30 protein-coding genes, 3 tRNA genes and 2 pseudogenes are annotated in these 25,689 nt (G+C 61.7%); 22 read left to right on the forward strand and 13 right to left on the reverse strand.

Annotation, left to right across the window (positions count from 1 at the left end):
* Positions 1–210: 210 nt before the first annotated feature.
* The 3 genes from CKW13_RS22385 to CKW13_RS22395 all read left to right on the forward strand — a co-directional run bounded on the left by CKW13_RS22385 (position 211) and on the right by CKW13_RS22395 (position 1,984).
* Positions 211–804 carry a DUF1566 domain-containing protein gene (locus tag CKW13_RS22385; RefSeq protein WP_095110958.1) on the forward strand — a complete coding sequence of 198 codons (594 nt, stop codon included), beginning with the start codon at positions 211–213 and terminating at the stop codon, positions 802–804.
* A gap of 75 nt (positions 805–879) precedes the next feature.
* A complete protein-coding gene (locus CKW13_RS22390; protein WP_095110959.1) occupies positions 880–1,503 on the forward strand; it encodes a DUF1566 domain-containing protein in 624 nt (207 codons plus the stop codon).
* A gap of 4 nt (positions 1,504–1,507) precedes the next feature.
* Positions 1,508–1,984, forward strand: coding sequence for an HNH endonuclease signature motif containing protein (locus CKW13_RS22395; protein WP_095110960.1), 477 nt, complete (start codon positions 1,508–1,510; stop codon positions 1,982–1,984).
* A gap of 63 nt (positions 1,985–2,047) precedes the next feature.
* Here the strand turns inward: CKW13_RS22395 and CKW13_RS22400 are convergent, their stop codons facing one another.
* Positions 2,048–2,275, reverse strand: coding sequence for a hypothetical protein (locus CKW13_RS22400; protein ID WP_095111010.1), 228 nt, complete (start codon positions 2,273–2,275; stop codon positions 2,048–2,050).
* Between the two features lie 70 nt (positions 2,276–2,345).
* On the opposite strand from CKW13_RS22400, the gene CKW13_RS22405 reads away from it, so the two are divergent.
* The 6 genes from CKW13_RS22405 (at position 2,346) to CKW13_RS22430 (ending at position 4,965) form a co-directional block, all read left to right on the forward strand.
* Positions 2,346–2,750 carry a hypothetical protein gene (locus tag CKW13_RS22405; RefSeq protein ID WP_095110961.1) on the forward strand — a complete coding sequence of 135 codons (405 nt, stop codon included), beginning with the start codon at positions 2,346–2,348 and terminating at the stop codon, positions 2,748–2,750.
* Between the two features lie 64 nt (positions 2,751–2,814).
* The gene (locus tag CKW13_RS22410) at positions 2,815–3,702 is read left to right on the forward strand and encodes a hypothetical protein (protein WP_095110962.1); all 888 of its coding nucleotides are present in this window, start codon (positions 2,815–2,817) and stop codon (positions 3,700–3,702) included.
* A gap of 80 nt (positions 3,703–3,782) precedes the next feature.
* Complete coding sequence (locus CKW13_RS22415) at positions 3,783–4,067, forward strand: hypothetical protein (protein ID WP_095110963.1); 285 nt, start codon at positions 3,783–3,785, stop codon at positions 4,065–4,067.
* Positions 4,064–4,309 carry a hypothetical protein gene (locus CKW13_RS22420; protein ID WP_095110964.1) on the forward strand — a complete coding sequence of 82 codons (246 nt, stop codon included), beginning with the start codon at positions 4,064–4,066 and terminating at the stop codon, positions 4,307–4,309. The genes CKW13_RS22415 and CKW13_RS22420 overlap by 4 nt, the downstream gene beginning before the upstream one ends.
* A gap of 49 nt (positions 4,310–4,358) precedes the next feature.
* Complete coding sequence (locus CKW13_RS22425) at positions 4,359–4,682, forward strand: hypothetical protein (protein ID WP_095110965.1); 324 nt, start codon at positions 4,359–4,361, stop codon at positions 4,680–4,682.
* Positions 4,683–4,731: 49 nt separating this feature from the next.
* Positions 4,732–4,965 (forward strand): AlpA family transcriptional regulator, encoded by a 234-nt coding sequence (locus tag CKW13_RS22430; RefSeq protein WP_256576653.1) that lies wholly within the window; start codon positions 4,732–4,734, stop codon positions 4,963–4,965.
* Here CKW13_RS22430 and CKW13_RS22435 read toward each other — a convergent pair.
* The 4 genes from CKW13_RS22435 to CKW13_RS22450 all read right to left on the reverse strand — a co-directional run bounded on the left by CKW13_RS22435 (position 4,962) and on the right by CKW13_RS22450 (position 6,689).
* Positions 4,962–6,191: an integrase arm-type DNA-binding domain-containing protein gene (locus tag CKW13_RS22435; protein ID WP_095110967.1), complete on the reverse strand. Its 1,230-nt coding sequence runs from the start codon at positions 6,189–6,191 to the stop codon at positions 4,962–4,964. The two genes, CKW13_RS22430 and CKW13_RS22435, sit on opposite strands and share 4 nt — an antisense overlap.
* A gap of 163 nt (positions 6,192–6,354) precedes the next feature.
* Positions 6,355–6,439 (reverse strand) — tRNA-Leu (locus CKW13_RS22440).
* Between the two features lie 57 nt (positions 6,440–6,496).
* Positions 6,497–6,572 (reverse strand) — tRNA-His (locus tag CKW13_RS22445).
* 40 nt (positions 6,573–6,612) lie between these two features.
* Positions 6,613–6,689, reverse strand: a tRNA-Arg gene (locus CKW13_RS22450).
* A gap of 280 nt (positions 6,690–6,969) precedes the next feature.
* Between CKW13_RS22450 and folD the strand changes: the two genes are divergently transcribed.
* From folD to pbpG, 3 genes are all read left to right on the forward strand, one after another.
* Positions 6,970–7,824 (forward strand): bifunctional methylenetetrahydrofolate dehydrogenase/methenyltetrahydrofolate cyclohydrolase FolD, encoded by an 855-nt coding sequence (gene folD, locus CKW13_RS22455; RefSeq protein ID WP_095110968.1) that lies wholly within the window; start codon positions 6,970–6,972, stop codon positions 7,822–7,824.
* 156 nt (positions 7,825–7,980) lie between these two features.
* Entirely contained in the window at positions 7,981–8,229 is a 249-nt protein-coding gene (locus CKW13_RS22460) for a DUF1654 domain-containing protein (protein WP_095110969.1), read from the forward strand.
* A gap of 200 nt (positions 8,230–8,429) precedes the next feature.
* The gene (gene pbpG / locus CKW13_RS22465) at positions 8,430–9,368 is read left to right on the forward strand and encodes a D-alanyl-D-alanine endopeptidase (RefSeq protein WP_095111011.1); all 939 of its coding nucleotides are present in this window, start codon (positions 8,430–8,432) and stop codon (positions 9,366–9,368) included.
* A gap of 51 nt (positions 9,369–9,419) precedes the next feature.
* Here pbpG and CKW13_RS22470 read toward each other — a convergent pair whose 3' ends face one another.
* The gene (locus CKW13_RS22470; protein ID WP_095110970.1) at positions 9,420–10,094 is read right to left on the reverse strand and encodes a hypothetical protein; all 675 of its coding nucleotides are present in this window, start codon (positions 10,092–10,094) and stop codon (positions 9,420–9,422) included.
* A gap of 209 nt (positions 10,095–10,303) precedes the next feature.
* Between CKW13_RS22470 and CKW13_RS24525 the strand changes: the two genes are divergently transcribed.
* Positions 10,304–10,471: a hypothetical protein gene (locus CKW13_RS24525; RefSeq protein ID WP_176465165.1), complete on the forward strand. Its 168-nt coding sequence runs from the start codon at positions 10,304–10,306 to the stop codon at positions 10,469–10,471.
* Positions 10,472–10,545: 74 nt separating this feature from the next.
* On the opposite strand, the gene CKW13_RS22475 is transcribed toward CKW13_RS24525, so the two are convergent.
* Complete coding sequence (locus CKW13_RS22475; protein WP_095110971.1) at positions 10,546–11,295, reverse strand: TerC family protein; 750 nt, start codon at positions 11,293–11,295, stop codon at positions 10,546–10,548.
* Between the two features lie 28 nt (positions 11,296–11,323).
* Positions 11,324–11,575 carry a hypothetical protein gene (locus CKW13_RS22480; protein WP_095110972.1) on the reverse strand — a complete coding sequence of 84 codons (252 nt, stop codon included), beginning with the start codon at positions 11,573–11,575 and terminating at the stop codon, positions 11,324–11,326.
* A 137-nt stretch (positions 11,576–11,712) separates the two neighbouring features.
* Here CKW13_RS22480 and nhaR point away from each other — a divergent pair, with 137 nt between their 5' ends.
* Positions 11,713–12,612 (forward strand): transcriptional activator NhaR, encoded by a 900-nt coding sequence (nhaR, locus tag CKW13_RS22485; protein WP_095110973.1) that lies wholly within the window; start codon positions 11,713–11,715, stop codon positions 12,610–12,612.
* Here nhaR and CKW13_RS22490 read toward each other — a convergent pair.
* Positions 12,609–13,763: an MFS transporter gene (locus CKW13_RS22490; RefSeq protein WP_095110974.1), complete on the reverse strand. Its 1,155-nt coding sequence runs from the start codon at positions 13,761–13,763 to the stop codon at positions 12,609–12,611. The genes nhaR and CKW13_RS22490 overlap by 4 nt on opposite strands.
* Before the next feature lie 261 nt (positions 13,764–14,024).
* On the opposite strand from CKW13_RS22490, the gene sstT reads away from it, so the two are divergent.
* Positions 14,025–15,254 (forward strand): serine/threonine transporter SstT, encoded by a 1,230-nt coding sequence (sstT, locus tag CKW13_RS22495; protein WP_095110975.1) that lies wholly within the window; start codon positions 14,025–14,027, stop codon positions 15,252–15,254.
* A 64-nt stretch (positions 15,255–15,318) separates the two neighbouring features.
* Here the strand turns inward: sstT and CKW13_RS22500 are convergent, their stop codons facing one another.
* On the reverse strand, positions 15,319–15,828 hold the full coding sequence (locus CKW13_RS22500; protein WP_095110976.1) for a DUF1993 family protein: 510 nt from the start codon (positions 15,826–15,828) through the stop codon (positions 15,319–15,321).
* Positions 15,829–15,946: 118 nt separating this feature from the next.
* Between CKW13_RS22500 and CKW13_RS22505 the strand changes: the two genes are divergently transcribed.
* On the forward strand, positions 15,947–16,591 hold the full coding sequence (locus CKW13_RS22505) for a YceH family protein (protein ID WP_095110977.1): 645 nt from the start codon (positions 15,947–15,949) through the stop codon (positions 16,589–16,591).
* Between the two features lie 266 nt (positions 16,592–16,857).
* Here CKW13_RS22505 and CKW13_RS22510 read toward each other — a convergent pair whose 3' ends face one another.
* Positions 16,858–17,676, reverse strand: coding sequence for a shikimate 5-dehydrogenase (locus CKW13_RS22510; protein ID WP_095110978.1), 819 nt, complete (start codon positions 17,674–17,676; stop codon positions 16,858–16,860).
* Between the two features lie 185 nt (positions 17,677–17,861).
* Between CKW13_RS22510 and CKW13_RS22515 the strand changes: the two genes are divergently transcribed.
* The 3 genes from CKW13_RS22515 to CKW13_RS24530 all read left to right on the forward strand — a co-directional run bounded on the left by CKW13_RS22515 (position 17,862) and on the right by CKW13_RS24530 (position 18,952).
* The gene (locus CKW13_RS22515) at positions 17,862–18,254 is read left to right on the forward strand and encodes a hypothetical protein (RefSeq protein ID WP_095110979.1); all 393 of its coding nucleotides are present in this window, start codon (positions 17,862–17,864) and stop codon (positions 18,252–18,254) included.
* Positions 18,255–18,478: 224 nt separating this feature from the next.
* On the forward strand, positions 18,479–18,673 hold the full coding sequence (locus tag CKW13_RS22520; protein WP_095110980.1) for a hypothetical protein: 195 nt from the start codon (positions 18,479–18,481) through the stop codon (positions 18,671–18,673).
* A gap of 105 nt (positions 18,674–18,778) precedes the next feature.
* Positions 18,779–18,952, forward strand: coding sequence for a hypothetical protein (locus CKW13_RS24530; RefSeq protein ID WP_095110981.1), 174 nt, complete (start codon positions 18,779–18,781; stop codon positions 18,950–18,952).
* Here CKW13_RS24530 and CKW13_RS22530 read toward each other — a convergent pair.
* The gene (locus CKW13_RS22530; protein ID WP_095110982.1) at positions 18,949–20,010 is read right to left on the reverse strand and encodes an AI-2E family transporter; all 1,062 of its coding nucleotides are present in this window, start codon (positions 20,008–20,010) and stop codon (positions 18,949–18,951) included. The two genes, CKW13_RS24530 and CKW13_RS22530, sit on opposite strands and share 4 nt — an antisense overlap.
* A gap of 155 nt (positions 20,011–20,165) precedes the next feature.
* Between CKW13_RS22530 and yegQ the strand changes: the two genes are divergently transcribed.
* Positions 20,166–21,536 (forward strand): tRNA 5-hydroxyuridine modification protein YegQ, encoded by a 1,371-nt coding sequence (yegQ, locus tag CKW13_RS22535; protein WP_095110983.1) that lies wholly within the window; start codon positions 20,166–20,168, stop codon positions 21,534–21,536.
* A 236-nt stretch (positions 21,537–21,772) separates the two neighbouring features.
* Here the strand turns inward: yegQ and CKW13_RS22540 are convergent, their stop codons facing one another.
* Positions 21,773–23,092: a Na+/H+ antiporter family protein gene (locus tag CKW13_RS22540; RefSeq protein ID WP_176465168.1), complete on the reverse strand. Its 1,320-nt coding sequence runs from the start codon at positions 23,090–23,092 to the stop codon at positions 21,773–21,775.
* A gap of 518 nt (positions 23,093–23,610) precedes the next feature.
* Here CKW13_RS22540 and CKW13_RS25075 point away from each other — a divergent pair.
* Together CKW13_RS25075 and CKW13_RS25080 are read left to right on the forward strand one after the other, a co-directional pair.
* Positions 23,611–24,681: pseudogene (locus tag CKW13_RS25075) on the forward strand (HAMP domain-containing protein); the annotation flags it as partial.
* Between the two features lie 267 nt (positions 24,682–24,948).
* Positions 24,949–25,539, forward strand: a pseudogene (locus tag CKW13_RS25080) (methyl-accepting chemotaxis protein); the annotation flags it as partial.
* Positions 25,540–25,689 lie beyond the last annotated feature (150 nt).

The following is a 25,689-nucleotide window of genomic DNA, read 5'->3' on the forward strand; positions in this document are numbered from 1 at the left end:
TCGACCGTCAGGCCTCAGGTCGGAGTTGACACGATACGTGGCGACCTCGTTCTCGGTTATGCCGATCAGCTTCGCCACTTCTATGTCTGAAGGCTTCTCGCTCATCTCGCTCTCCTTGATCCGGCTCAATGCCGGTCACCCGTAATACCCCAACCAAAACCAAATTGCCACCACCGGTCACGGAGGGCGGCGCCTACCTGAGGAACACCAATGAAAGCCAAGACGATTTCAGTCGAGATTGACGACTTCAAGCTCAAAGGCCCCGCAGAACGCATGGTGCAGCTGTTCGCGCTCGGCATGCTCTCTCAGACGCTGCCGCCGGCTGCGAATGTTCAGCCGATTTCGGCGGGTGACATCCCCGCCATCGGCGAGCACTGGTCCGGCGAAGGCGGCATCAACGCCGGCTTCGTTCCTGCCCGCGGCGCCGTGCCTGCCCACTACCTGATCCTCGGCGCCAAAAGCCTGGGCGAGCTCAAGTGGGGCCGCTACAAAGAAGAGTCGAAAGCCATCAGCAAGTGGGACGGCAAGGCCAACACTGACGCGCTGATCGCGGCAGGTGGTCACCCAGCAGCCGAAGCGGCCCGCGCATACACCGCTGACGGCCATAGCGACTTCGACCTGCCAGCGGCATCCCAGCTCTATCAGGTCTGGGCGTACGACCTGATCGCCGAGGGTGCCTACTGGTCGAGTTCGCAGCGCTCCGCCAACAACGCATTCAACATGGACTTCGTTGTTGGCCATCAGATCATCTACGTCAAGCACCTCGAGCTCCCCGTCCGCCCCGTCCGCAGGAAATTTATTTAGTCCTTCATTCATTGCTTTTGATCGGCCCGAGGCGCACCAGCGCCTTTTTTGTTGCCCACGAAAAGAGGAATCACCATGCCAGTAGCATCCAAAGCAGCACCAGCAACCAACCTCCCCCAGATCGGCAAGGCCTACGGCGGCGGGTTCGTCTCCGGCATCACCGTCGACCTGGAGACGGGCAAGCGTTACCTGAACATCACCGCCGGCGCCGAGCACGAACTGTGCGGCACCTGGGGCAAGCGCGGCGCGCTGATCGAGGGCGCGGACAGCTTCATTGATGGTCGGGCCAATACCGAGGCCATGGCCGCGGCGGGCAGCGAGCTGGCTCAGAAGGTTTTGGGATTGAACATCGGCGGTTTCAGCGACTGGGCGATCCCTGCCCGTGACCAGCAGGAATTGCAGTACCGCAACCTCAAGCCAACGACCGACGCCAACTACTGCTGGGGCCGGGACGGTGACAACCCGAACAGCCTGCCGGTGGGCAAGCTGTACACCGAAGAGTTGCCCGGGCAAACAACCGTCGAAGCGTTCAAGGCGGGCGGCCCCGAGGCCTTCCAGCCGCGCTGGTACTACTCCAGCACGCAGCGCTCCGCCAACAACGCATTCTACCTGCACTTCGATGGTGGCTATCAGGACAACGACGGCAAGGACACCGAGCTCCCCGTCCGCCCCGTCCGCAGCGTTCTGATCGAGGCATAAATCCATGGCGACACGCGAATCGCTGAAAGCCAGATCTGAGCGTGTTGGTGAATGCCTGATCTGGCGCGGAGGTCTGAACCCTGGTGGCTATGGTTACGTATGGCATGAAGGGAAGAATCGGGCGACCCATCGCGTTTCATACGAGATGAATGTCGGCCCGATACCCGAAGACCTGGAATTGCTTCACTCCTGCGACACGCCATCATGTATTGAGCCTTCTCACCTGTCGCCCGGCACCCATGCCGCAAACATGAGGGAAATGGCAGATAGAAAACGTTGTAACCGGCCATCAGGCGAAATGCATTCGCTCGCCAAGCTTACCGAGGCCCAAGCCGCCGACATTCGCAGGCGCTACAAGCCTTACTGCCGAATCAACAGCAGTTGCGCCATCGCGAAAGAGCTTGGCGTATCGCAGCGAACTATTTGGGCGGTGATCAAGGGTATCACCTGGAAAGAGCCGCCCTCGCCCGCGTCGTGCTAAAGCGCGGCAACATGGTCAACTCAGCACTGACCAAGACTTACCAGAAGGGTTGATTTTGGTCACTCATCGCCCAGCAATCAGCTTGGCTCCCAGTTCTCGGCCCGCGACCTGCGCCAGGCCACGGTCAACATAGGTTCGGTCACCCGCGACAACCGGCACCACCACCTCACCACCGCGCTTCACCTCGACGTTGATACGCCAGGTCTCCCGGCCTTCCTCGTCCTTGTCGCACTCCATGTAGTTCCAAACCTGAAAACCTTCGATGTCATCGTAAATATCGTGCTTTGTCATGGTCCAGCCCATTTAGAGGAAGGGGCCATCGTAGCACCACAGCCCGGGCATGGCCCGGCAAGGACTCCCCATGCCTACAGAAAACAAAATCGCCGTACCGGAAGAATCCGCCGGCGTGGACTTCGGAATCGACGGGCGATCGGTGCGCGTCTCGCAGGAGGCTTACTCGATCTTCCTGGCGCGTGAAGCGGCCGGACGGGAAAAGATCGCGACCCTGCAACAGCGCCTGACCGCAGCGGATGAGCGGGCGGATGTGCTGGAGCAAGCCTTGAAGTTCTACGCAGAGCGCGAGCATTACCATTTTGAAAGTGGCAACTGGGACACCGTGAGCGGTGAACCGCTGAACATCCTTTGGAATGGCGATGAGCCAGACTTTATCGAGGATGGGGCTGTTGCGCGGGCTGCACTCAAGCCAGCAGAGTCCCATCCGTGCCAGGTCTATCTCGATGGATGTGATGGTTCATGCAAGCCATAACCCAACTCCCCGCCTACTGCTGGTGCCTGCTGGCACTGGCACAACTGATTTGCTGAGGTGATTTATGAGTGAGTTCAAACGAGAGGTTCGTTATACGGTCATCAAGCATAACCAACTGACCGAAAGCCAAATGCAATATCTGAAAAACTGCATATTCGGTGAAGGCATACCGACTGTCGAGGCGGTGGTAGTTGAGTCCGATTGGCCTGAATACCAGCCTGTTTGGAAGATGATCGAGGATCGAGTATCCGGCGCCCCAGTGGAGGGTGGAAAAGCTGAATACGATGCGCTGGCTCAAGCCATGACCACCAACCGAACGATTGACGGCGTGCCGCGCTTGCGTGAGCTGCTGGAGCGTGTTGCTGACCCTTACCGTCGTGAGCCGCGCTCAATTCACCTGCACAACTCTGATATTGCAGAGCTGCGCGCCCTGCTGGATGCGCCAGTGGAATGCAGGTGCAAGCGCTATGGCAAGGACAACCCACATTGGCCGTGCCCTGTGCATGCAGCGCCAGCCGCCCAGTACCAGGGCGAGCCGGTGGCCTGGACGCAGCCCAATCAGGCCGGCATGTGTATCTCCAGCGAGGTAAAACTGCACTCCTTAAAAATTGGCGGCGCGCCGGCGGCGGCTGTAGCTGGTTATTCGGTTCCACTCTACGCCGTGCAGCCCGCGCCGGTAGCGTCGGTGCCCGACGGCTATTGCATCATGCCCCGCCAACTTACCGCTGAGAATGGCGCCAAAGCCTTGCTGCTCGGCGAGTTCAAGCTGCTGGTCACCAAAGGATGCCCTGAATGCTGCGAGCTTGAGGAGCCAGCCGAAGGTTGCTCAATATGCGACGGTGAAGGCGAGTACGGGCAGAAACACACCATCCCGTGGGATCAGATCAAGTTCATCTACAGCAAGGCCGTATCTGGCCTGGCCGTGAAGGCTGCGTCAGCCAAAACCCGATAGGAGTACATCTGTACTCCACCCGCAAAACCTGTAACCCCTCCCCCTTCAAAGTCAGCCGCTATAGCGGCAAGGAGCCCGGCATGCCTGAAGAAAAGTATCCGCTCGCCGTAGAGAGCGTTGGCGGTGACACCTACATCGTGATGAGCCGTGGGCACCACGACTTACGCCTGTTCATGGAAGAAGTCATCAAGGATTACGGCGACTGGAATCTCGGCGGTGCGCAGCACGTGTGGATCAAGACCACGCCAACCAAAGGTGGCTGGAACTACAACATCGTGAAGGAAGGCACGCGCGGCGCCTGGCCGGCCACTTACTGCTGGGAGTACGGCGAGGGTTATGAACAGTGGCGGCAGGTGAAGCCATGAAGACGCATTTTTTTTCTGGGCCTGGGGCGGACGACATCGAGCGGGCGCCTTGCGGAACCTGGCTAGGCGAGGGATCGGGGCTTTCTGGAATTTGGGAACGAGTGGATTGTCACCGCTGCCAGACTCTCAAAGAAAAAATCATTGATACAGCCGCGACCGAAGAGCGCGCCATTGTCGAGCAGATGGGCGACATGGCGGCATTCATGCGAGCGGAAGACCGAAAGCAAGAGGTGACGCCATGATCGCCCCCCTCTGGTTCGCCTACGTCTTCATCTACCGAGAGCCAAGGCCATGACAGACCATGAATTGTTGCGGATGTCTGCCAAGGCCATGGGCTTCGAACTGGAGTACCGACACGGCAGCGATGCCTTCTATTACGACGATCCAGACTCAGGCCGGGAGCAATGGCAGCCGCTCAGTGATGAAGGCCAGGCCGTGCGCGTAGCGGTTGAACTCCAGCTCAGCATTCTCTGGTTCACCAAGCTGCAGTACGTGATGGTCGAGCGTGGTGGCTTCGGCGAGAACATCGGCTGGACCGACGACGCAGATCGAGGTAGCGCGCTCCGCCAAGCAATAACCGTCGTAGCAGCACAAATTGGCAGCACGCTTCCCTAACCCCAATCCCCCTACATGCCTGCCGGTGAGCGGCGGGCGAGGTATCCCTATGCAAACTCCAATGCGCAACGCCCCCAACAACGACGCACCACCAACCGAACTGATCGCACTGCCTGAGGTGATAAAGATCACTGGCTTCAAGACCACCAAGATTTACGACATGGTGAACAAGGGCGCCTTTCCGAAAAAGGTACACCTCGGCACGCGCTCCGTGCGCTGGGTCAAGGCCGAGGTTTTGCAGTGGGCCACCGACCAGATGGCGGCACGGGAGCAGCGTGCTTAATCTGCTGCCTCGACCGCATCAAGGTAGTCCGCCCATTCCTGCATCATCCCCCTGCGCTGCTCGACATACCTGGCATGGTTGTACGAGCCGCGCACTTTGTCCTCTCCGGCGTGGGAAAGCTGCGCCTCGATCCAATCCGATTCATATCCCTTCTCGTTCAGGGCTGTCGATATCGTGCCGCGCAGCCCGTGGCCCGTCAGCTTCCCGCCAAACCCCATCCTTTTGATTGCGACGTTGACCGTGTTTTCGCTCATCTGCTTGCTGGGATTGTTTCGCCCAGTGAAAAGCAGCTTGCAGCGCCCGGTCATCGCCAGCACCTCCCGTACCACCTCCACGGCCTGCCGCGAAAGAGGAACCAGGTACGGCGGAATCTTATCCCCCTCAGTTCTAACCCTGCTGCGCAACTGCTTTACAGCGTCGGGCGGTATCGTCCACAAGGCTGCGTCCAGATCAAACTGGCTTGGCGCCGCCGAGCGCACCTCCCCCGTCCTGACCCCGGTCAGCAGCAGGAGACGTATCGCGCTGCTGGTAAACAGCGAGCCTTCAAACTTGCGTAGCGCCACCAGGAAGCCTTTGAGTTCGGCATCGCCGCACAGGATCGGGTTGTTCCTGACTGGCGGCTGCACCGCGGCCACCACTTCAAGATCGGTCGCCGGGTTTGAATCAATCACGCCCTCGGCAATGGCGTAGCTGAAAATCTGCTTGAGCCACGTCCGGCACTTCTCTGCGACGTGCAGGGCGCCCCGCTTTTCCACTCGGCGCACGGCCGCCAGTACATCGCCGCGGCGAATGTCGGCAATCGGGATTTTGCCCAGGGCGGGTATCAGGTCTTTATCCAGGTACGTGCGGGACTGCTCCGCACTGCCTTTGGCGGCGCTGGTGAGCCTGGGCCGCTTGAATGCGTACCAGCGTTCTGCAACTGCCTCGAAGGTGTTTTCAGTGCTGGCGCTTGCGGCCTGCTGGGTTTGCCGGCGGTCTATGCGCGGGTCGATACCCTTGGCCACAAGTGCCCGGGCGGCGTCGCGCAACTCGCGCGCTTCTTTAAGGGATGTTTCGGGGTAGGTGCCCAGGGATATGCGCGGCTGCTTTCCGTGCCATGAAAACCGGAAGTGCCACGCCTTCGCGCCCTTGCTGGCGACGAACAGCGACAACCCCGACGCATCGGTCAGGGAGTAGTCCTTTTCTTTGGGCTTTGCTTGCCTGACGGCCGTGTCAGTGAGGGGCATTAGTACATCACCAGTAGTCACGAATTCAGATGTACTGGGGAATGTACTAGAAAATATCGAAAGGCGGCGAAAGATCGCGAAAGAGAAGACAACAAAAAAGCCGCTCTAGGCGGCTTTCTGTATGGGTTTCGCGAAAGACTACGAGTAGTTGCGAAACCAAGTTTGGTGCGGATGAAGAGACTCGAACTCTTACACCTTGCGGCGCTGGAACCTAAATCCAGTGTGTCTACCAATTCCACCACATCCGCGTATCAAGCTCTTAAAGCAAAGACGCCAGACTATTTAGCCTGGCGCCTTTCTAAATATGGGGTGGACGAAGGGGATCGAACCCTCGACAACGGGAGTCACAATCCCGTGCTCTACCAACTGAGCTACGCCCACCATATTGCCATGTTGCGTTACTTGTGCCAAAGCTGCCTAATGGCGCACCCGGCAGGACTCGAACCTGCGACCATCCGCTTAGAAGGCGGATGCTCTATCCAGCTGAGCTACGGGCGCCTTGTTAATCTGTATTCTTTGACGATTACAAACTAAGTGCTTTCAGCCTTACCAAATCAAACTTCGATTCAGCTCGACCTTCTCAACCAGTGCTAGGCTGTGCCCGACAAGTGCGACGAATGTTATAGGTGAGCCTAAAGGTCGTCAACTCTTTTTTAAAAAAAATTCATTTAATTAAAGGGGTTAGGGGAATTTGCAGACCAAGCGCCTTTGCCCTCACGTCCTGGCATGCGAGAATGCGGCCTCTTTTCTTCTCCCTCTCGATGGTTAATCACGCGCAATGACTGCACAACTAATCGACGGCAAATCAATCGCCGCCAGCCTGCGCCAGCAGATCGCCAAACGTGTCGCCGAGCGTAGCCAGCAAGGCCTGCGCACGCCTGGCCTCGCGGTGATTCTGGTCGGCAGCGATCCTGCCTCTCAGGTTTATGTCTCGCACAAGCGTAAAGACTGTGAAGAGGTTGGCTTCCTCTCCCAGGCCTATGACCTGCCCAGCGATACCACCCAGCAGGCCCTGACTGACCTAATCGACCGTCTTAATGACGACCCGAACATCGACGGGGTGCTACTGCAACTGCCCCTGCCCGAGCATCTGGACGCGTCCAAGCTGTTAGAACGCATTCGCCCGGACAAAGACGTCGACGGTTTCCACCCTTATAACGTAGGGCGCCTGGCCCAACGCATTCCCTTGCTACGCCCATGCACGCCCAAAGGCATCATGACTCTGCTGGAGAGCACCGGCGCGGATCTGTACGGCATGAACGCCGTCGTCGTAGGGGCCTCCAATATCGTAGGCCGGCCCATGGCGATGGAATTGCTGCTCGCCGGCTGCACCGTCACCGTCACCCACCGCTTCACCAAGGACCTCGCCGGCCACGTTGGCCGCGCTGATCTCGTTGTCGTGGCTGCCGGTAAACCCGGCCTGGTGAAAGGCGAGTGGATCAAGGAAGGCGCGATCGTGATCGACGTTGGTATCAATCGCCAGGAAGACGGCAAGTTGGTAGGCGATGTGGTCTACGAGACCGCCCTGCCCCGTGCCGGCTGGATCACACCCGTCCCTGGTGGCGTCGGCCCGATGACCCGTGCCTGCCTGCTTGAAAACACCCTTTACGCGGCGGAAACCCTGCACGGCTGATCGCCGGCCAGCAGCCCGCCCCTCAAAAAACCGGCGCTTGTCATGAGCGCCGGTTTTTTTGTGGGCGCCCGAAGCCAAAATTTGCGCACTGGTCATCTTGTCAAATGAAGCAAACGCCATATACTGTATATTTAAACAGTAAAGCGAGACTTACCCATGGCCAAGAAAGCCGCAACCCCCAAGCCACCTACGTCTTATGAGCTGCTTGCCACTCGGATTCAGAAAATCATCAATTCCACCGGCGCGCAAACCTCCAAGCGTGCCGTGATCCACAAATCCCCTGACGAGTCCTCTGACGATTGGACACAACTGCTGGAAGACATTGACGAAGCCGACAATGTCACCCTGGTGCACCGTGAGGATGGCGGCGTGCAGGTTTCCTGGGTTGTCCCGAAAGAGGACTGAACTACCCGCACAGCCCGCCCAGTGCGGGCTTTCTCGAAAAAGAGGGCGACAGAACCGGTACCGACCTAACAGACACCCGCGTATTACCCAAGCTTTACGGGCGCCTTTCGCTTTTCTCGCACATACTCATAAAATGTAACGCTTTAATGAGAAAAGCCCGTTGCATAACGGCGTACCCATTTTTGAGTGAGCGCACCTGCGTGAAAATTCGTATTTCGATCCTCAGCTTATTGTTTGCATTTACAGGCGCTGCCATTACCTCGAGCGTCGTCGCTCGTGAAACCATAGAAGCCCCCCGCGACACCTCCCAACTCCATATCGCTTCCGGCAGCGCCATGCTGCTGGATTTACAGACCAACAAAATCATCTACTCAAGCAACCCCGACGTCGTGGTGCCCATCGCTTCAGTCACCAAGTTGATGACCGGGCTGGTCGTGCTGGAAGCCAAACAATCCATGGATGAGTACATTTCCGTCACCATCAGCAACACCCCGGAAATGAAAGGTGTGTTTTCCCGGGTCAAGCTCAACAGCGAGTTGAGCCGCCGGGACATGCTGCTGATAACCCTGATGTCCTCGGAAAACCGTGCCGCCGCCAGCCTCGCCCACCATTACCCCGGCGGTTACGCCGCGTTCATTGCCGCGATGAACGCCAAGGCCAAGGCCCTGGGTATGAACAGCACCCACTATGTCGAGCCTACCGGGCTGTCTACTCAGAACGTGTCCACTGCCCGCGACCTGAGCAAGTTGCTGCTGGCCGCCCGCAAGTACCCACTGCTGAGTGAGCTGAGCACCACCAAGGAGAAAACCGTGACCTTCCGCAAGCCCAACTACACCCTGGGCTTTCGTAACACAGACCATTTGGTGAACCGAGAGAACTGGGACATCAAACTGACCAAGACCGGTTTCACCAACCAGGCCGGCCATTGCCTAGTGCTGGTGACCACCATGGGCCAGCGCCCAGTGGCGCTGGTGATACTGGACGCCTTTGGCAAATACACCCACTTCGCCGATGCCAGCCGCATCCGCAAGTGGGTTGAGACCGGGAAAAGCGGTGACGTGCCGGATGTCGCGCTGCGCTATAAAGCGGACAAGAACCTCAAGGCCCGTCAAACCGGCCTGGTGGAAGCTGCCAAGTAAGGCGAGCTGCAGATGAAAAAACGGCACTCGATGTGCCGTTTTTTGCTTGCTTCAGTGGGCGCCCAGGGCCTTGACCGCTCTGGCCGCCGCTTGCTCCTGCCCAGCCTGGGCCAAGTCAGCCGCGGCTTTGAGCCACCGCTGTGAATCGACCTTGGCCGGGATCTGCGTCGGCCCCTGGACCAAAATCGCCCAATGCCCGGCACTGTCCCAGGCAGACTCAAAGCTGCCAAACCCCATCACCAGGCGTCGGTTCATCCCCGAGCGCAGCAGTATCGTTTGTTTGTGCCGGTTGTAGCCGGCGACTATGGCGTAACGCGGCTCTGCCCAGAACGCCGACCCTTCAGTTATGCGCACCATCACCGGATAGCCAGCGGCCACCTGAGTCAGAACCTGCGCCAGGGTGTTGTCCAGGGGATAGACCACCATGCCGAAATCCCGGGCCGCGACCTGGAGGGTTTGCTCCAGTTGCGCCTCGGCGCCCGGCAAGTGCAGGGACTTGAGCAGCAACCCCGGTGTAATCACGATGCCCTGCTGGGAAATCATGCTGGCCAGCACCTGTGGCCCACCCTGATAGGCATCGCCCCGGAAGAACGGCAGCCCCGTCAGCTCAACGCGCTCCGGCAACCCCTGCAAGCCGGGCCTTGGACTGCCCGCACAGCCCATCAGGCCCAGGACACAAGCACCCGCGAGCAGCACAAATTTAAATCGAGAAAATACAGGCAACATCATCACTCTCTTGAACACACCAGGCAGACAGGCACCCGGCTCGGCCCCCGATCATAGGGCCCCTATAGCCTTAAGCGCCAGTTGCCGAGCCTCGATAGAGCAAACAAGTTGAGCGCACACGACCATTGGTCAATAGCCTGAAACACTGCACAGACTAGACTGTCCCCTGTAAAGAGCGTAGGCCCCGCGACGGGGCAAAGGAGGCACTCATGGGCCTGGCAACCACTATCACACTGCTGATTTTCAGCTGGCTGGCCGTCGCCACCGCGATGTTATGGGGCGTGCTGCGCATCGCCCGCCGGCACCATCACCCGCACACGGAACCTCGCCCCACACCCCTGAAGAAAACCCCTGCACGCCCGGCAAACGCCCACTGAAAAACCCTGCAAAATCCCCATAAAAAAACGGCCGCCACGCGATTAGCGCAGGCGGCCGTTTTTCGTGGTTCGCGTCAGGCCTGTTCGGCGCTACGCTTTTGCCGCGCCCGGCGCGACAGCATATTCAAGCACTCGATCACGGCCGAGAACGCCATGGCGGCGTAGACGTAGCCTTTGGGCACATGGGCGCCGAAGCCTTCGGCAATCAGCGTCATGCCGATCATTATCAAGAAGCCCAGCGCCAGCATCACCACCGTCGGGTTGTCATTGATGAACTTGGCCAAAGGCTCGGCCGCCAGCAGCATCACCAGCACCGAGACCACCACCGCGATAATCATGATCGGCAAGTGTTCGGTCATGCCCACCGCCGTAATGATGCTGTCGATGGAAAACACCAGGTCGAGCATCAGGATCTGGCCAATGGCCGCAGCAAAACCGATGGTCACCTTGGAACTGACGCTCGCTTCGGTCTGCTCGTAAGGGTCCATGCTGTGGTGGATTTCGGTGGTGGCTTTCCATAGCAGGAACAGGCCGCCGGCGATCAGGATCATGTCCTTCCAGGAGAACGCATGGCCGAATACGTCGATCACCGGCTCCGTCAACTGCACGATAAAGGCGATGGTACTCAACAGGCCCAGGCGCAGGATCAGCGCCATGCTGATACCGATGCGTCGCGCCTTGGCGCGATGCTGCTCGGGCAGTTTGTTGGTCAGGATCGAGATAAAGATCAGGTTATCGATGCCAAGCACGATTTCCATGACGACCAGGGTGGCCAAGGCCACCCACGCGGTGGGGCTTGCAGCGAGCTGTAACAGATAGTCCATGGGTCAGTCCTGACTCGGTGTACGCGGATTAGATTTCTTGCGAGGTGCTGGATTGCTTTTCATCGTCTTCGGCAGGCGTCTGGCGCTTGCTGATGATTCCGCCGGTGGCGTCGCTCAGGGCTTGCTCTGCGGCTTTTTGTGTATCGTCGATCGCCTGCTTGGCGGTTTCGGCGGCTTTGCCCATCAACTGCTGGGCGCTTTTTTCGGCCTGGTCGCAGCCGGCCAACGCCAACAAGGATGCTGCCAGCAGCGCCGCAGCGCCAAGTTTTTTGATGTTCATGGTGGGGTGTCCTCAGTGGCCTGAACCGGGCCCAGTGATGGCCCGTCAATAGCGCGGCATTCTAAGGAGGCAAATACTTCAGTAAAATTCGTATTTTCAGCAGCTATACTTCGATTTTTACGAACATTGGCGCCCTTATGCTCAACTACCGGCAACTGCATTACTTCTGGGTCGTGGCCAAAACCGGCAGCATCGTGCGCGCGTGCGAGCAACTGAACCTCACGCCCCAGACCATCAGCGGGCAAATCAGCCTGCTGGAGCAAACCTATGGCCTTGAGCTATTTCGCCGCGTCGGCCGGCAACTGGAGCTGACCGAAGCCGGCCGCCAGGCCCTGCCCTACGCCGAGCAGATGTTCCAGACCGGCAACGAACTCGAAGCCATGCTGCGCGCCCAACCCAACCAGCAACAAGTGCAGTTTCGCGTCGGCGTGGCGGATGTGGTGCCCAAATCCATTGTCTATCGCCTGATCGCCCCGACCATGGAACTGAGCGAGCCGATCCACATCACCTGCCGCGAAGACAAACTCGAACGCCTGCTGGCCGACTTGGCGATCCAGCGCCTGGACTTGGTGATCTCCGACAGCCCCATGCCTTCGCACCTGGACATCAAGGGCTACAGCCAGAAACTGGGGGAATGCGGTATCAGTTTTTTCGCCACCCCCGCCCTGGCCCAGCGCTATGGCCAGGACTTCCCACGCAGCCTGCATGGCGCACCGCTGCTGATTCCCGGGCAGGAAACCGTGGTGCGCAGCCGTTTGTTGCGCTGGTTCGCCGAGCAACAGATCCAGCCACGCATCGTTGGTGAATTCGACGACAGCGCCTTGATGCAGGCGTTCGGGCAATCGGGCAGTGGCATTTTCATCAGCCCCAGCGTGATTGCCGACGAGGTGACACGCCAGTACGGCGTCGAGTTGATCGGCCAGACCGATGCGGTAAGCGAGTCGTTCTATGCCATTTCCGTGGAGCGCAAGGTCAAGCACCCCGGCATCGTGGCCATTACCGAAGGCGCCCGCCGCGAGTTGTTTACCGCGCTTTAGGCACAGGCCTGGGCCGGTTTGAGGCGCATCAAGCCCAACGCCAACAGAATCGACAGCAGGATAAACCCGGCGGCGGCAAACCCCAGGCTGCCCAGCCCGAGGGTGTCAATCACCCGCCCCCCCACCATCGCCCCCAGGCCAATGCCCAGGTTGGCCCCGGCAATGTTTAGCGAAGCGGCAAAGGCCGGCGCGTGGGGCGCAGCCTTCATCAGGCGCACATGGCTGACCAGAAACAGCGCTGCCTGGGTCACACCCCAGATGCCCATCGCGGCCGCCAGGCCCAGGGTGGAATGAATACTCGGTACCAGGGCCACCATGCCGCCGATCATAAAGAAGCAAAACACCATCGAAGCGATCAACGGGTGACGATCGACCATCCGCCCGCCCAGGGAGTTGCCGATCAACCCCACCGCGCCAAAGCCCATCAGGCACCAGCCCACCAGGGTGCCATCGAAACCGGCCAGGCGTTCGAGGATGTCGGCCAGGTAGGTGTAGGCGGTGAACATGCCGCTGAACACCAGGATCGACAGCAGCACATGCCCCTGCATCAAGGGCTCGCGCAGGATCTTGAATTGGTCGCGCAAACTCACCTGCTGTTTATGCAGGTCGGTTCGGGGCAGGTAGACCAACAGCAGCAGCGCCTTGGCGAACGCGATCACCGCCAGGAGGGCGAAGGCACTGCGCCAGCCAAACGCGTCGCTAATCAGCGTGCCCACCGGGATGCCAAACACCGTGGCGCAGACGATGCCGAAGCCGATTTTCGCAATCGCCCGCCCGGCGTAGGCCGGCCCGACGATGCCCACCGCCGTTTCACTGGCCAGCGCCCAAAACACCGGCAACCCCAGCGCCGGCACCAGCCGCGCCAACGCCATCACCCCGATATTAGGCGCCAGCGCCGCCAGGGTATTGGCCAGGCCAAACATCACCAACACCGAGACGAACAGGCGCTTGCGCTCGAACCGCGCGCAATACGCGGTGAGAAACGGCCCGAACGCGGCCACGGTAAAGGCGAACAGGGTCACCAGCAAACCGGCCTGGGGCACGCTGACGTCCAGGTCCCGGGCGATGGCGGGCAACAGGCCGACGATGATGAATTCCGTGGTTAGCACCGTGAACCCGGCGGCAGACAACAGAAGGATGGGCAACAGCATGCAAAAACTCCGCAAACGGCAACGCCAGCGCTAGCCCGAAGGCCCACTGACTGAAGATGGAAAAAGATGGCGCAGCTTAACAGAGACTTTCGGATACATTCCCCCTAAAACATTCCGGCGACGGATCGTCACAGGTCTGAAGGACTTGGCTGACGCTGTGATAAAGTCCGCCCCCTGCCAACGCCACACCCCCCGTGGATGGCGCCGCCGCTGGCACGCCCCACGTGAATCACAGCACCCCTAACAATCAGAGATAGCGCCATGACTGCTGCCCCTTCCCTGTTGCACAAGCTCAAGAATATGAGCCTGGTCACCCAGATTCTCATCGGCCTGCTGGCCGGTATCGCCCTGGCCCTGGTGCTGCCCGACGCGGCACGGTCCACGGCCTTCATCGGCAAGGTCTTTGTCTCGGCGCTCAAGGCAGTGGCCCCGATCCTGGTGTTCATCCTGGTGATGGCCTCCATCGCCAACCACCGCCACGGCCAGGAAACCCACATCCGCCCGATCCTGTTCCTGTACCTGCTGGGCACCTTCGCCGCCGCGGTGGTCGCGGTGATCGCCAGCATGCTGTTCCCCTCCACCCTGGTGCTGGTGACCCACGACGTGGCCGTCACCGCGCCCGGTGGCATCAGCGAAGTGCTGCAAAGCCTGCTGCTCAGCGCCGTGGACAACCCCATCAGCGCCCTGATGAACGCCAACTTCATCGGCGTGTTGACCTGGGCCATCGGCATGGGCATCGCCATCCGCCACGCCGGGCAAACCACCCGCACGGTGCTGGATGACCTGTCCAACGGCGTGACCCTGATCGTGCGCGTGGTCATCCGCTTTGCGCCCCTGGGGATCTTCGGTCTGGTGGCCTCCACCCTCGCCACCTCCGGTTTCGGCGCCCTGCTCGGTTACCTGCAACTGCTGGCTGTGCTGCTGGGCTCCATGCTGTTCGTGGCGCTGGTGATGAACCCGGCCATCGTCTACTGGAAACTGCGCCGCAACCCTTACCCGCTGGTGTTCACCTGCCTGCGCGAAAGCGGTATCACCGCGTTCTTCACCCGCAGCTCCGCGGCCAACATCCCGGTCAACCTGGAGCTGAGCAAGCGCCTGGGCCTGCATGAAGACACCTACTCGGTCTCCATCCCCCTGGGCGCCACCATCAATATGGCCGGCGCGGCGATCACCATCACCGTGCTGACCCTGGCCGCCGTGCACACCCTGGGCATTACCGTGGACATCCCCACCGCCATCCTCCTCAGTGTGGTCGCGGCGATCTGCGCCTGCGGCGCCTCGGGCGTGGCCGGCGGCTCGCTGCTGCTGATTCCGCTGGCGTGCAGCCTGTTCGGCATCCCCAGCGAAGTCGCCATGCAGGTGGTGGCTGTCGGCTTCATCATCGGCGTGTTGCAGGATTCGGCCGAAACAGCGCTGAACTCCTCCACCGACGTGCTCTTTACCGCCGCCGCGTGCATGGCCCAGGAAGAACAGGCGCAACGCGCCGCCTGACCTTCACGGCACAAAAAAGCCCGCCCCGGCGCAAACCGGGGCGGGCTTTTGTGCATCTGGGGGGTTAGAACGCGCCCATGTAGTCGCGCTTGCCCACTTCCACACCGTTGTGGCGCAGGATCGCGTACGCGGTGGTGACATGGAAGAAGAACTGCGGCAAGCCGTAGGTCAGCAGGTAGGCCTGGCCGCTGAAGCGCTTCTCTTTTGGCGTGCCCTGGCGGGTGATGATCTCGATGCCTTCCTTGCCGTCGATCTGGGCCGGGGCGATGCCGTCGAGGAACGCCAGGACCTTGGCGATCAGTGCTTGCAGCTCGGCGAAGGTGGTTTCGCTGTCGTCGTACTTAGGCAGTTCGACCTGGGCCAGGCGGCCGCTGACGCCTTTGGCGAAGTCCACGGCGATCTGCACTTGGCGCACCAGCGGGAACATGTCCGGGTACAGGCGCGATTGCAGGAAAACGGCCGGGTCGATGTTCTTGGCGCTCGCGTGGGCTTCGGCCTTGGTGAGGACGTTGCTCAGGGCGTTGAGCATTTGCTTGAACACAGGAACGGAGGCGGCGTGCAGGGAAATAGTCATGTCAATCTCGCAAGGGGTGAACGTGGCGCGATTATAGCCATGCCCGGGCCACGGTGCGGCTTGTCTTTTACCGCGCAAGGATTAGGCTAGGCCGCTTGAACAGCATAGGGAACGCGCGATGAGCACCGAAGACACCACCCCCGCACCGCAGCGCTTGGACGCCACGCAAATCCGGATTCTGGGCGCCCTGATCGAAAAGCAGGCCACCAGCCCGGAAACCTACCCCCTGACCCTCAATGCCCTCGTCCTGGCCTGCAACCAGAAGACCAGCCGCGAGCCAGTGATGAACCTCAGCCAAGGCCAGGTCGGCCAAAGCCTGCGGGTGCTCGAAGGGCTGGGCTTCACGCGCCTGGTGATGGGCAGCCGCGCCGACCGCTGGGAGCATCGCGTGGACAAAGCCCTGGAGCTGGTGCCGGCCCAGGTAATCCTCTGCGGCCTGCTGTTTTTGCGCGGCCCGCAGACCGTCAACGAACTACTGACCCGCAGCGGGCGCATGCACGACTTCGAGGACAGCGAACAAGTGGTGCACCAACTCGAACGCCTGATCTCCCGGGGCCTGGCCCTGCTGATCCCGCGCCAGAGCGGCCAGCGCGAAGACCGCTATATGCACGCCCTGGGCGACCCAGCCGACATCGACACCCTGCTCGCCGCCCGCCAGCAAGCGGCCGAACGCAGCCCAGCCAGCGGCGTGTCGGTGGAACGCATCGAAGAACTCGAAGCCCGGATCGCCGCGCTGGAAGAGCGCCTCTCGCGCCTGGAGTGAGGCCCCCCTTAGAGAAACGGGCTTGTGTGAGCCCACTTATACGGGAACAACTGTCTCACCCCTGCCATTCGTCACCGCCACTGCGTGCCGCCATCGCGAGCAGGGTCGCTCCCACACAGGAAAAATGAACATCCCACCCACTCCACCGTTCAGCTGTGGGAGCGGGCCTGCCCGCGATGACGGCATTCCTGGCGCTAGAGCGGTAATGGCTGTACTGGCCCCATCGCGGCGCGCCCGCACCAGCACACCCGTTGCCACAGAACCGTTCAACCCCGCGCAAACCTCACCGCCGCGTCAAACTGCGCCGGCGTGGGGCGCACGCCGGTGTACAGCACAAACTGCTCCAGTGCCTGCAGCGCAATCACCTCCAGCCCAGTAATCACCTGCTTGCCCTCGGCACGGGCGCGCAGGATCAGTGGGGTTTCTGCGGGGATCGCCACCACATCAAAGGCGATCTGCGCCGCCGCAATCGCCTCGCCACTGAACGCCAGGTCGTCGGCCTGGGCGCCGCCGCTCATGCCGATGGGCGTGACGTTAATCAGCAACTGCGCCGGCAGGTCATCCGGTTGCGCCTGCCAGGTGTAACCCAGCGCCTCGGCCAGGGCCCGGCCGGCGCGTTCGTTGCGGGCCAGGATCGCGCCGTTGCGGTAGCCACCATCACGCAAGGCACTGGCCACGGCCTTGGCCATGCCACCGCTGCCGCGCAGCACAAAGCGGTATTCCTTGGGCACACGGTGGCTGTCGAGCAGTTGGGCAATAGCCAGGTAATCGGTGTTGTAGGCCTTGAGGTGGCCCGCGGTGTTGACGATGGTATTGATCGAAGCGATGGCCGCCGCCGAGGCGTCCAACTCATCCACCAGGGCGATGGCCGCTTCCTTGAACGGCATCGACACGCCGCAACCGCGAATACCCAGGGCGCGGATGCCGGCCACCGCGCCCGGCAGGTCCTGGCTGCTGAACGCCTTGTAGTAGAAGTTCAGGCCCAACTGTTCATACAGATGGTTGTGAAAGCGCAAACCGAAGTTGCCCGGGCGCGCCGAGAGCGACATGCACAGTTGAGTGTCTTTGTTGGGGTGCATCTGCATGGGCGTCTCCTGCACGGGGCGTTTGGGTTGAGGTGAATCGTTACAGCAAGGCACCGACCTTACACAATATTTACCCAGCACCGGCGCAGTTTTTCCCAAACAGGCTGTCTTAAAGGTTATCCCCGCGCCATTCCCCGGGCCTACCGCAGGCCCGGGCGCCGGGAGCGAAACGAGGAACAGCCATCATGATGGGAAAAATCACCACCAGCGCCCTGCTCATCGCAGCGCTGGCGATCACCGGTCAAGCCTCTGCCCACGGCCATGGCCACGGCCGCGGTGGCGATTGGCGCGGCCCGGCGGTGTTCGGTGCGGTGGTCGGCGCGGCCATTATCGGCGGTGCCGTCATCAGCCGTGACCGCCCGGTGTATGTGCAGCAGCAACCGGTGTACTACGCGCCGCAACCGGTCTACGTACAACAGCCCCCACCAATGTATTACCCGCCACAACCGGTCTACATCGAGCAACCTGTGTATTACCGCCCGCCACCGGTGTACTACCGCCCTGCGCCCGTGTACTACGGGCCACCCCGTGGCTACTACGGCCCGCCCCCCGGCCATTACGGCCCGCCGCGCTGGTGATGCACCCTCAGGCCCTGCCCCGACAGCGGGGCCTGAGGCGTTGGGATGACTGAAACGTCCTACTTGAGGTCGTTCCTGGCACAGCGAATGCAGCCCTTTCTGACATCATGGCCACCCAATGTCGTATTGGCCGCACCGTGCCATGGCTGTCATATTGCTGTCATGCCCGCGCGCCACCCTCCCGGGTGTCCGTACACCCCCCATAAAAACAAGGACGACCCACCATGCCCACGCAGCATCCCCACCGCACCGCAGGCCTGTGCACTTCCAGCAAGGTCTACAGCGCCCTGACCGAACTCAAGCACCTGGAAGGCCACCGCAGCGCCAAATTCCTTTCGCTACTGGCCGAAAACCTGGTGCGCAAGGGCCTGCTCAATGAACACGAAGTGCTGAACATGCTCGATCAAGTGGTGGACTGACACCTGCGCTCGCGCTGTCGATGAGCACTATCGAGCGCGATGATTGGCCCTCGCCCCAACGGTTGCATAAGGTGTGCCCCATGATCGATGCCCAGGAGCACCTCAATGGCCCGTATCCAAATCATGTCCGTGATCGGCAGCGCCGTGCCCAAACCCTTGCGTGAAACCGGCCTGCTCGCCTGCTGGTACCTGGTGCGCGACGGCGTGCCGGTCAGTGGCCCGCTGACCTCCCTACCGGCGGCGCAAGCGTTGTCCCGGCAGGTCGACCTGCGCGCCTAGGGCAACTGCACCCGCGGCTGGGTTTCCACATACAGCGCCCAACTGGACATAAACAACGCGGCGATCAACGGCCCGATGACAAACCCGTTGAGGCCGAACACCGCCAAGCCGCCCAGGGTGGAAATCAGGATCAGGTAATCCGGCATCTTGGTGTCCTTGCCCACCAGAATCGGGCGCAGCACGTTGTCCACCAGGCCAATCACGAACACCCCGAAGCAGCCCAGCACCACCCCTTGCCAAATCGCCCCGCTGAGCAGGAAGTACGCCGCCACGGGCGCCCAGACAATCCCCGCCCCCACCGCCGGCAACAGCGACAAAAACGCCATCAGCACCGCCCAGAGCAACGCACTGGGAATGTCCAGGAACCAGAAAATCAACCCGCCCAACGCCCCTTGAGTCACCGCCACCAGCAGGTTGCCCTTGACCGTGGCCCGCACCACGCGGTTGAACTTGAGCTGCAAACGGCGCTTCTGGTGCTCGGCCAAAGGCGTGGCGGTGCGGATCTTGCGCACCAGCTCGGCGCCGTCGCGCAAAAAGAAGAACAGCAAATACAGCATGATGAAAAAACTCACCACGAACTCAAAAGTGCCCTGGCCAAAGCTGAACGCCTGGCTGGCGAGGAACTGGCTGCCCTGCATGGCGCCCTTGACGATTTTCTCGCGCAGCCCTTCCAACTCGCCCATGCCGAAGCGGTCTAGCAACTGCTGGAAGTACGGCGGCAGGCTGTGCTTGAACTGGGCGATATAGCCAGAGATGTCCAGTTGCCCGCTTTCGATGTTCTTGTAGATCGTCGCCCCTTCCTGCACCAGCAAGGTGGCGATGACGATCACCGGCAGAATCGCGATCAGCAGGCACACGCCCAAGGTGCACAGCGCCGTGAGGTTACGCTGCCAGCCGAACTTCAATTGCAGGCGCCGCTGCAACGGCGCGAACAGGATGCCGAGGATGACCGCCCAGAACATCGCGCCGTAGAACGGCAGCAGAATCCAGATAAACGCCACTGTCACCAGGATGAGCAGCACGGGTAGGGATTTGTTGTGAAAGACATCTGGGGTCATGGGCCGGTCTCTGGCAAAAGGATTGCGACGTCGCTGATGCTTAGTCCGCACGGGCGCGCCCGAGTGCCGTGTTTTCTTCGCCGGGTATAGACCCAGGTCAATATCCGCGCCGGCCCATCCGGCTACCCTCGCGCCCTTTTGCGATCGAAACCATCATGCCCCTCGCCTCGCCCGAACTGCTCGCCCCCGCCGGCACCCTGAAAAACATGCGCTACGCCATCGCCTACGGCGCCGATGCGGTGTACGCGGGCCAGCCGCGCTACAGCCTGCGGGTGCGCAACAACGAATTCGACCACGCCACCCTCGCCCTGGGCATCAGCGAAGCCCAGGCCCAGGGCAAGCGCTTTTACGTGGTGGTCAACATCGCGCCCCACAACGCCAAGCTGCGCACCTTCCTCAAGGACCTGGAGCCGGTGATCGCCATGGCCCCGGACGCCCTCATCATGAGCGACCCGGGCCTCATCATGCTGGTGCGCAAACACTTCCCGCAGATGCCCATCCACCTCTCGGTGCAGGCCAACACGGTGAACTGGGCCAGTGTCGAGTTCTGGCAGCAACAAGGCATCTGCCGGGTGATCCTGTCGCGGGAACTGTCGCTGGAAGAAATCGCCGAAATCCGCGAGCACGTGCCGGCCATGGAGCTGGAGATTTTCGTCCACGGCGCCCTGTGCATGGCCTATTCCGGGCGTTGCCTGCTGTCGGGCTACATGAACAAGCGCGATGCCAACCAGGGCAGTTGCACCAACGCCTGCCGCTGGAAGTACAGCGCCCAACCGGCCAGCGAAAACCTGCTGGGCGACATCGTGCAGCAGTACTCGCCCGAGCCGACCCTGGGCGTCGGCGCCCCCACCGACCAGGTGTTCATGCTCCAGGAAGCCAACCGCCCGGACGAACCGATGCCCGCGTTCGAGGACGAACACGGCACCTACATCATGAATTCCAAGGACCTGCGCGCCGTGCAGCACGTCGAGCGCCTGACCAAAATGGGCGTGCACTCGCTGAAAATCGAGGGCCGCACCAAGTCCCACTTCTATTGCGCGCGCACCACCCAGGTGTACCGCCAGGCCATCGACGACGCCGTGGCCGGCCGCGAATTCGACCGCAGCCTGATGAACGACCTGGAATCCCTGGCCCAACGCGGCTACACCGAAGGCTTTTTGCGCCGCCACGTGCACGATGAATACCAGAACTACCAGAACGGCAGCTCGGTATCCGAACGCCAGCAATTCGTCGGCGAACTGACCGGCGAACGCCGCGATCGGTTAGCTGAAGTCCGGGTGAAAAACCGCTTCCAACTGGGCGATCACCTGGAACTGATGACCCCCAAGGGCAACTTCCACTTCGACCTGCACCAGTTGCAAGACGCCAAGGGCCAGGCCATCACCGTTGCCCCGGGCGACGGCCACACCGTCTACCTGCCCATCCCCGACCAGGTGGACTTGCGCTTTGGCTTGCTGATGCGGGATGTGCGGTTGGAGGGGTTGCTGCCCGCCCCTCAGCCGGCCTCGGCTGTCACGGCCAAATAAAAGCTGAAAACCTGTGGGAGCGAGCCTGCTCGCGATGGCGCCAGCACACCGGCCTCGATGTCGGCTGGCGCACCGCGATCGCGAGCAGGCTCGCTCCCACAGTGGATCGTGGAGGTAGGTGAGATGAGCGTCGCTCCCCCTCCGCCCGCAATGACGGCGGCACAGCCAACCACCTCGCCGAATGACACACCGCGGCGCGGGCAAGGCTCGCACCCACGAGGCAAAACAGCCCCGGCTTACAACACCATCGCCGCCACCCAGCCAAAGGCCAGCAGCGGCAGGTTGTAGTGCAGGAACGTCGGCACCACCGTGTCCCAGATATGGTGGTGCTGGCCGTCGATGTTCAGGCCCGAGGTAGGCCCCAGGGTCGAGTCCGAAGCGGGCGAGCCGGCGTCGCCCAAGGCCCCGGCGGTGCCGACGATGCACACGATGGCCAGCGGGCTGAAGCCCAATTGCACGCACAGCGGCACAAAAATCGTCGCCAGGATCGGCACCGTGGAAAACGACGAGCCGATGCCCATGGTCACCAGCAGCCCCACCAACAGCATCAGCAACGCACCGACGCCCCTGCTGTGGCCGATCCACGCCGCCGAGCTCTGCACCAGGGTGTTGACCTCGCCCGTGGCCTTCATCACTTCGGCGAACCCCGAGGCGGCGATCATGATGAAGCCGATCATGGCCATCATCTTCATGCCTTCGGTGAACAAGTCATCGGTGTCGCGCCAGCGCACCACCCCTGACACGGAGAAAATCAGGAACCCGGCCAGGGCGCCGACAATCATCGAGTCCAGCAGCAATTGGATGATGAACGCCGCCGCAATGGCCACCCCCGCCACCAGCAGGGTCAGCGGGTTGTACTGCACCGCCACCTGCTCGACTTTCTCGATGCGCGCCAAGTCATACACGCGCTTTTTGCGGTAGCTGATGAACACCGCCACCAGCAGGCCGAACACCATGCCCAGGGCCGGAATGCCCATGGCGTGGGTAACGTTGACCTGGCTGATGTCCACGCCGCTCTTGGCCACGTTGGCCAGCAGGATTTCATTGAGGAAGATGTTGCCGAAGCCCACGGGCAGGAACATGTAGGGCGTAATCAGGCCGAAGGTCATCACGCAGGCGATCAGGCGGCGGTCCAGTTGCAGCTTGGTCAGCACATACAACAGCGGCGGCACCAGCAGCGGGATAAACGCAATGTGGATCGGCAGGATGTTCTGCGAGGCAATGGCCACCACCCACAGTAGGCCGATCAGCAACCACTTGACCTGGCCGCCGCCGGCGGCGTCCTGGCGGTCCACCAGCAGCAGTGCTTTGTCCGCCAGGGCATGGGCCAACCCGGACTTGGCAATCGCTACCGCGAAAGCGCCAAGCAAGGCGTAGGACAACGCCACCGTCGCCCCGCCACCGAGGCCACCGTTGAATGCCTTGAGCGTGGCCTCCATACCCAGGCCACCGCTCAAGCCACCCACCAACGCCCCCACAATCAGCGCGATCACCACATGCACACGGGACAGGCTGAGCACCAGCATCACGCCGACCGCAGCAATTACTGCATTAATCATCGTTACCTCAGAACACGGCGCCGGCCAAATCGGCGCCAAACGGGATGAGTCCGGCCACGCCGCGACACGCGCGCACGCCAGATTGAATGGAGGTTTTATTAGAGGGCGCGCACTTTGCCCCACGGGCCCCGGGATGTCAAAGCGCCCCTAGAATTACGCGCCGCGGGCTACACGGCGCATGCGATCTATGTAGCAAGCGGGTGCGCGTTTTAAATCAAGCGTTTGAATAAAGAAAACCCGCCCCGGGCCGTTACAGTGCAAACGCCTCTCCCGTTTCCCCGTTCAAGGACTCCTCCATGTCGCTCAGACAGCTTTCCATCCAATGGAAAATCACCCTCCTGGCCGGCCTCTGCCTGTTGGGCGTCGTCAGCCTGCTGGTGGGGATTTCGCTCTATCGTGCCGAGCACAACTCGCAACTGGTCAAGGCCTCGAGCATGACCATGCTGACCGACGCGGCGCAGGCGCGGATCGAAGCCCAGGGCGAAGTCCAGGCGCTGAACATCCGCCGCCAGTTCATGGACGCCTACCAATACGGCCATGGCTTTTCGCGCCAGGTGCTGTTTTTGCGCGAGCAGGCCGAGAAGCGCTTTCTCGATGCCTTTGACCTGCGCGAAGACCTGACCCGCCAGGTCAAGTCCGCCCTGCAGGCCAACCCTGAGCTGCTGGGCCTGTCCCTGGTGTTCGAGGCCAATGCCCTGGACGGCAAGGACGAACTGTTCGCCGGCCAGCAAGCGCTGGGCAGCAACGACAAAGGCCGCTTCGCCCTGTACTGGTCCCAGCCCACCCCCGGCCAACTGACCTCCATGGCCCTGCCCGAAAGCGACATGGCCGACACCCGCAGCGGCCCCAGCGGCGAGCCGGCCAACGCCTGGTTCACCTGCCCGCGCACCACCCTCAAGCCGTGCGTGATCGAACCCTACTTCTACGAAATCGCCGGCCAGAACGTGCTGATGACCAGCATCGTGTTCCCGCTGACGGTCAACGGCAAAGTCATCGCCTCGCTGTCGGTGGACATCAACCTCAACAGCCTGCAAGCGGTCAGCCAGGACGCCAGCCAAAAACTCTACGACGGCCAGACCAACGTCGGCATCATCAGCGCCGTGGGCCTGCTCGCCGGCTACAGCAGCGATGCCAGCAAACTCAGCCAGCGCCTGGACAGCGTCGATAAAACCAACGGCGCGCGGCTGATCGCCATGCTCGCCAGCAGCGGCCAACCGCAAAGCCTGCACAGCGACGGCAAACTCACCGTGCTGGCGCCGTTCCAGCCAATCCCCGGCGGCAAAGCCTGGGGCATTTTGCTCACGGTGCCGGAGAAGGTACTGGTGGGCCCGGCCGAAACCCTGAAAACCCAGTTGGACGAACGCGGCACCGCCGGCACCCTGATCGAACTGAGCCTGGGCCTGTTGGCCGCCATCGTCGGCCTGTTGCTGGTGTGGCTGATGGCGCGCAGCGTGACCCGGCCGATCCTCGGCGTGGCGCACATGCTCGAAGACATCGCCAGCGGCGAAGGCGACCTGACCCGGCGCCTGGCCTACGACAAAAAGGATGAACTGGGCGAATTGGCCGGTTGGTTCAACCGCTTCCTCGACAAGCTGCAACCGATCATCGCCGAGGTCAAACGCTCGGTGCAGGACGCACGCAGCACCGCCGACCAATCGTCTGCCATCGCCACCCAAACCAGCGCCGGCATGGAGCAGCAATACCGCCAGGTCGATCAGGTGGCCACCGCCTCCCACGAAATGAGCGCCACCGCCCATGACGTCGCCCGCAGCGCCGCCCAGGCTGCCCACGCGGCCCGCGATGCCGACCAGGCCACCCGCGAAGGCCTCACCGTGATCGACCGCACCACCAGCACCATCGACACCCTGGCCGCCGACATGAGCACCGCCATGGCCCAGGTCGAAGGCCTGGCCGCCAACAGCGAGAAAATCGGTTCGGTGCTGGAAGTGATCCGCGCCATTGCCGAGCAGACCAACCTGCTGGCCCTCAACGCCGCCATCGAAGCCGCCCGCGCGGGCGAGGCTGGCCGAGGTTTCGCCGTGGTGGCCGACGAAGTGCGCAACCTGGCGCGGCGCACCCAAGAGTCGGTGGAAGAAACCCGCCTGGTGATCGAGCAACTGCAAAGCGGCACCCAGGAGGTAGTGGCCTCAATGCACCACAGCCATCGCCAGGCCCAGGGCAGCGTGGAGCAGGTCGGCCAAGCCGTGACGGCGCTGCGCCAGATCGGTGACGCGGTGACGGTCATCAGCGACATGAACCTGCAAATTGCCAGCGCCGCCGAAGAACAAAGCGCCGTGGCCGAAGAGATCAACAGCAACGTGGCGACCATCCGCGACGTCACCGAATCCCTCTCGGGGCAAGCCAACGAATCGGCCCGGGTCAGCCAGGCCCTCAATAACCTGGCCAACCAGCAGCAGGGGTTGATGGATCAGTTTCGGGTGTAAAACATCGCAAGGCCTTCTGTAAAAGCAGGCCTTCGCCTCACAAATCCCGCCAGTGGAAACCGCCACGCTGTGGGGGCCTTGCTCGCGATGGCGGCGGCATGTCCAGCAACCTCACAGCCTGGCACACCGCTATCGCGGGCGAGCACGCGC

Source organism: Pseudomonas sp. Irchel 3E20 (assembly GCF_900187645.1).
Taxonomy (GTDB): Bacteria; Pseudomonadota; Gammaproteobacteria; order Pseudomonadales; family Pseudomonadaceae; genus Aquipseudomonas.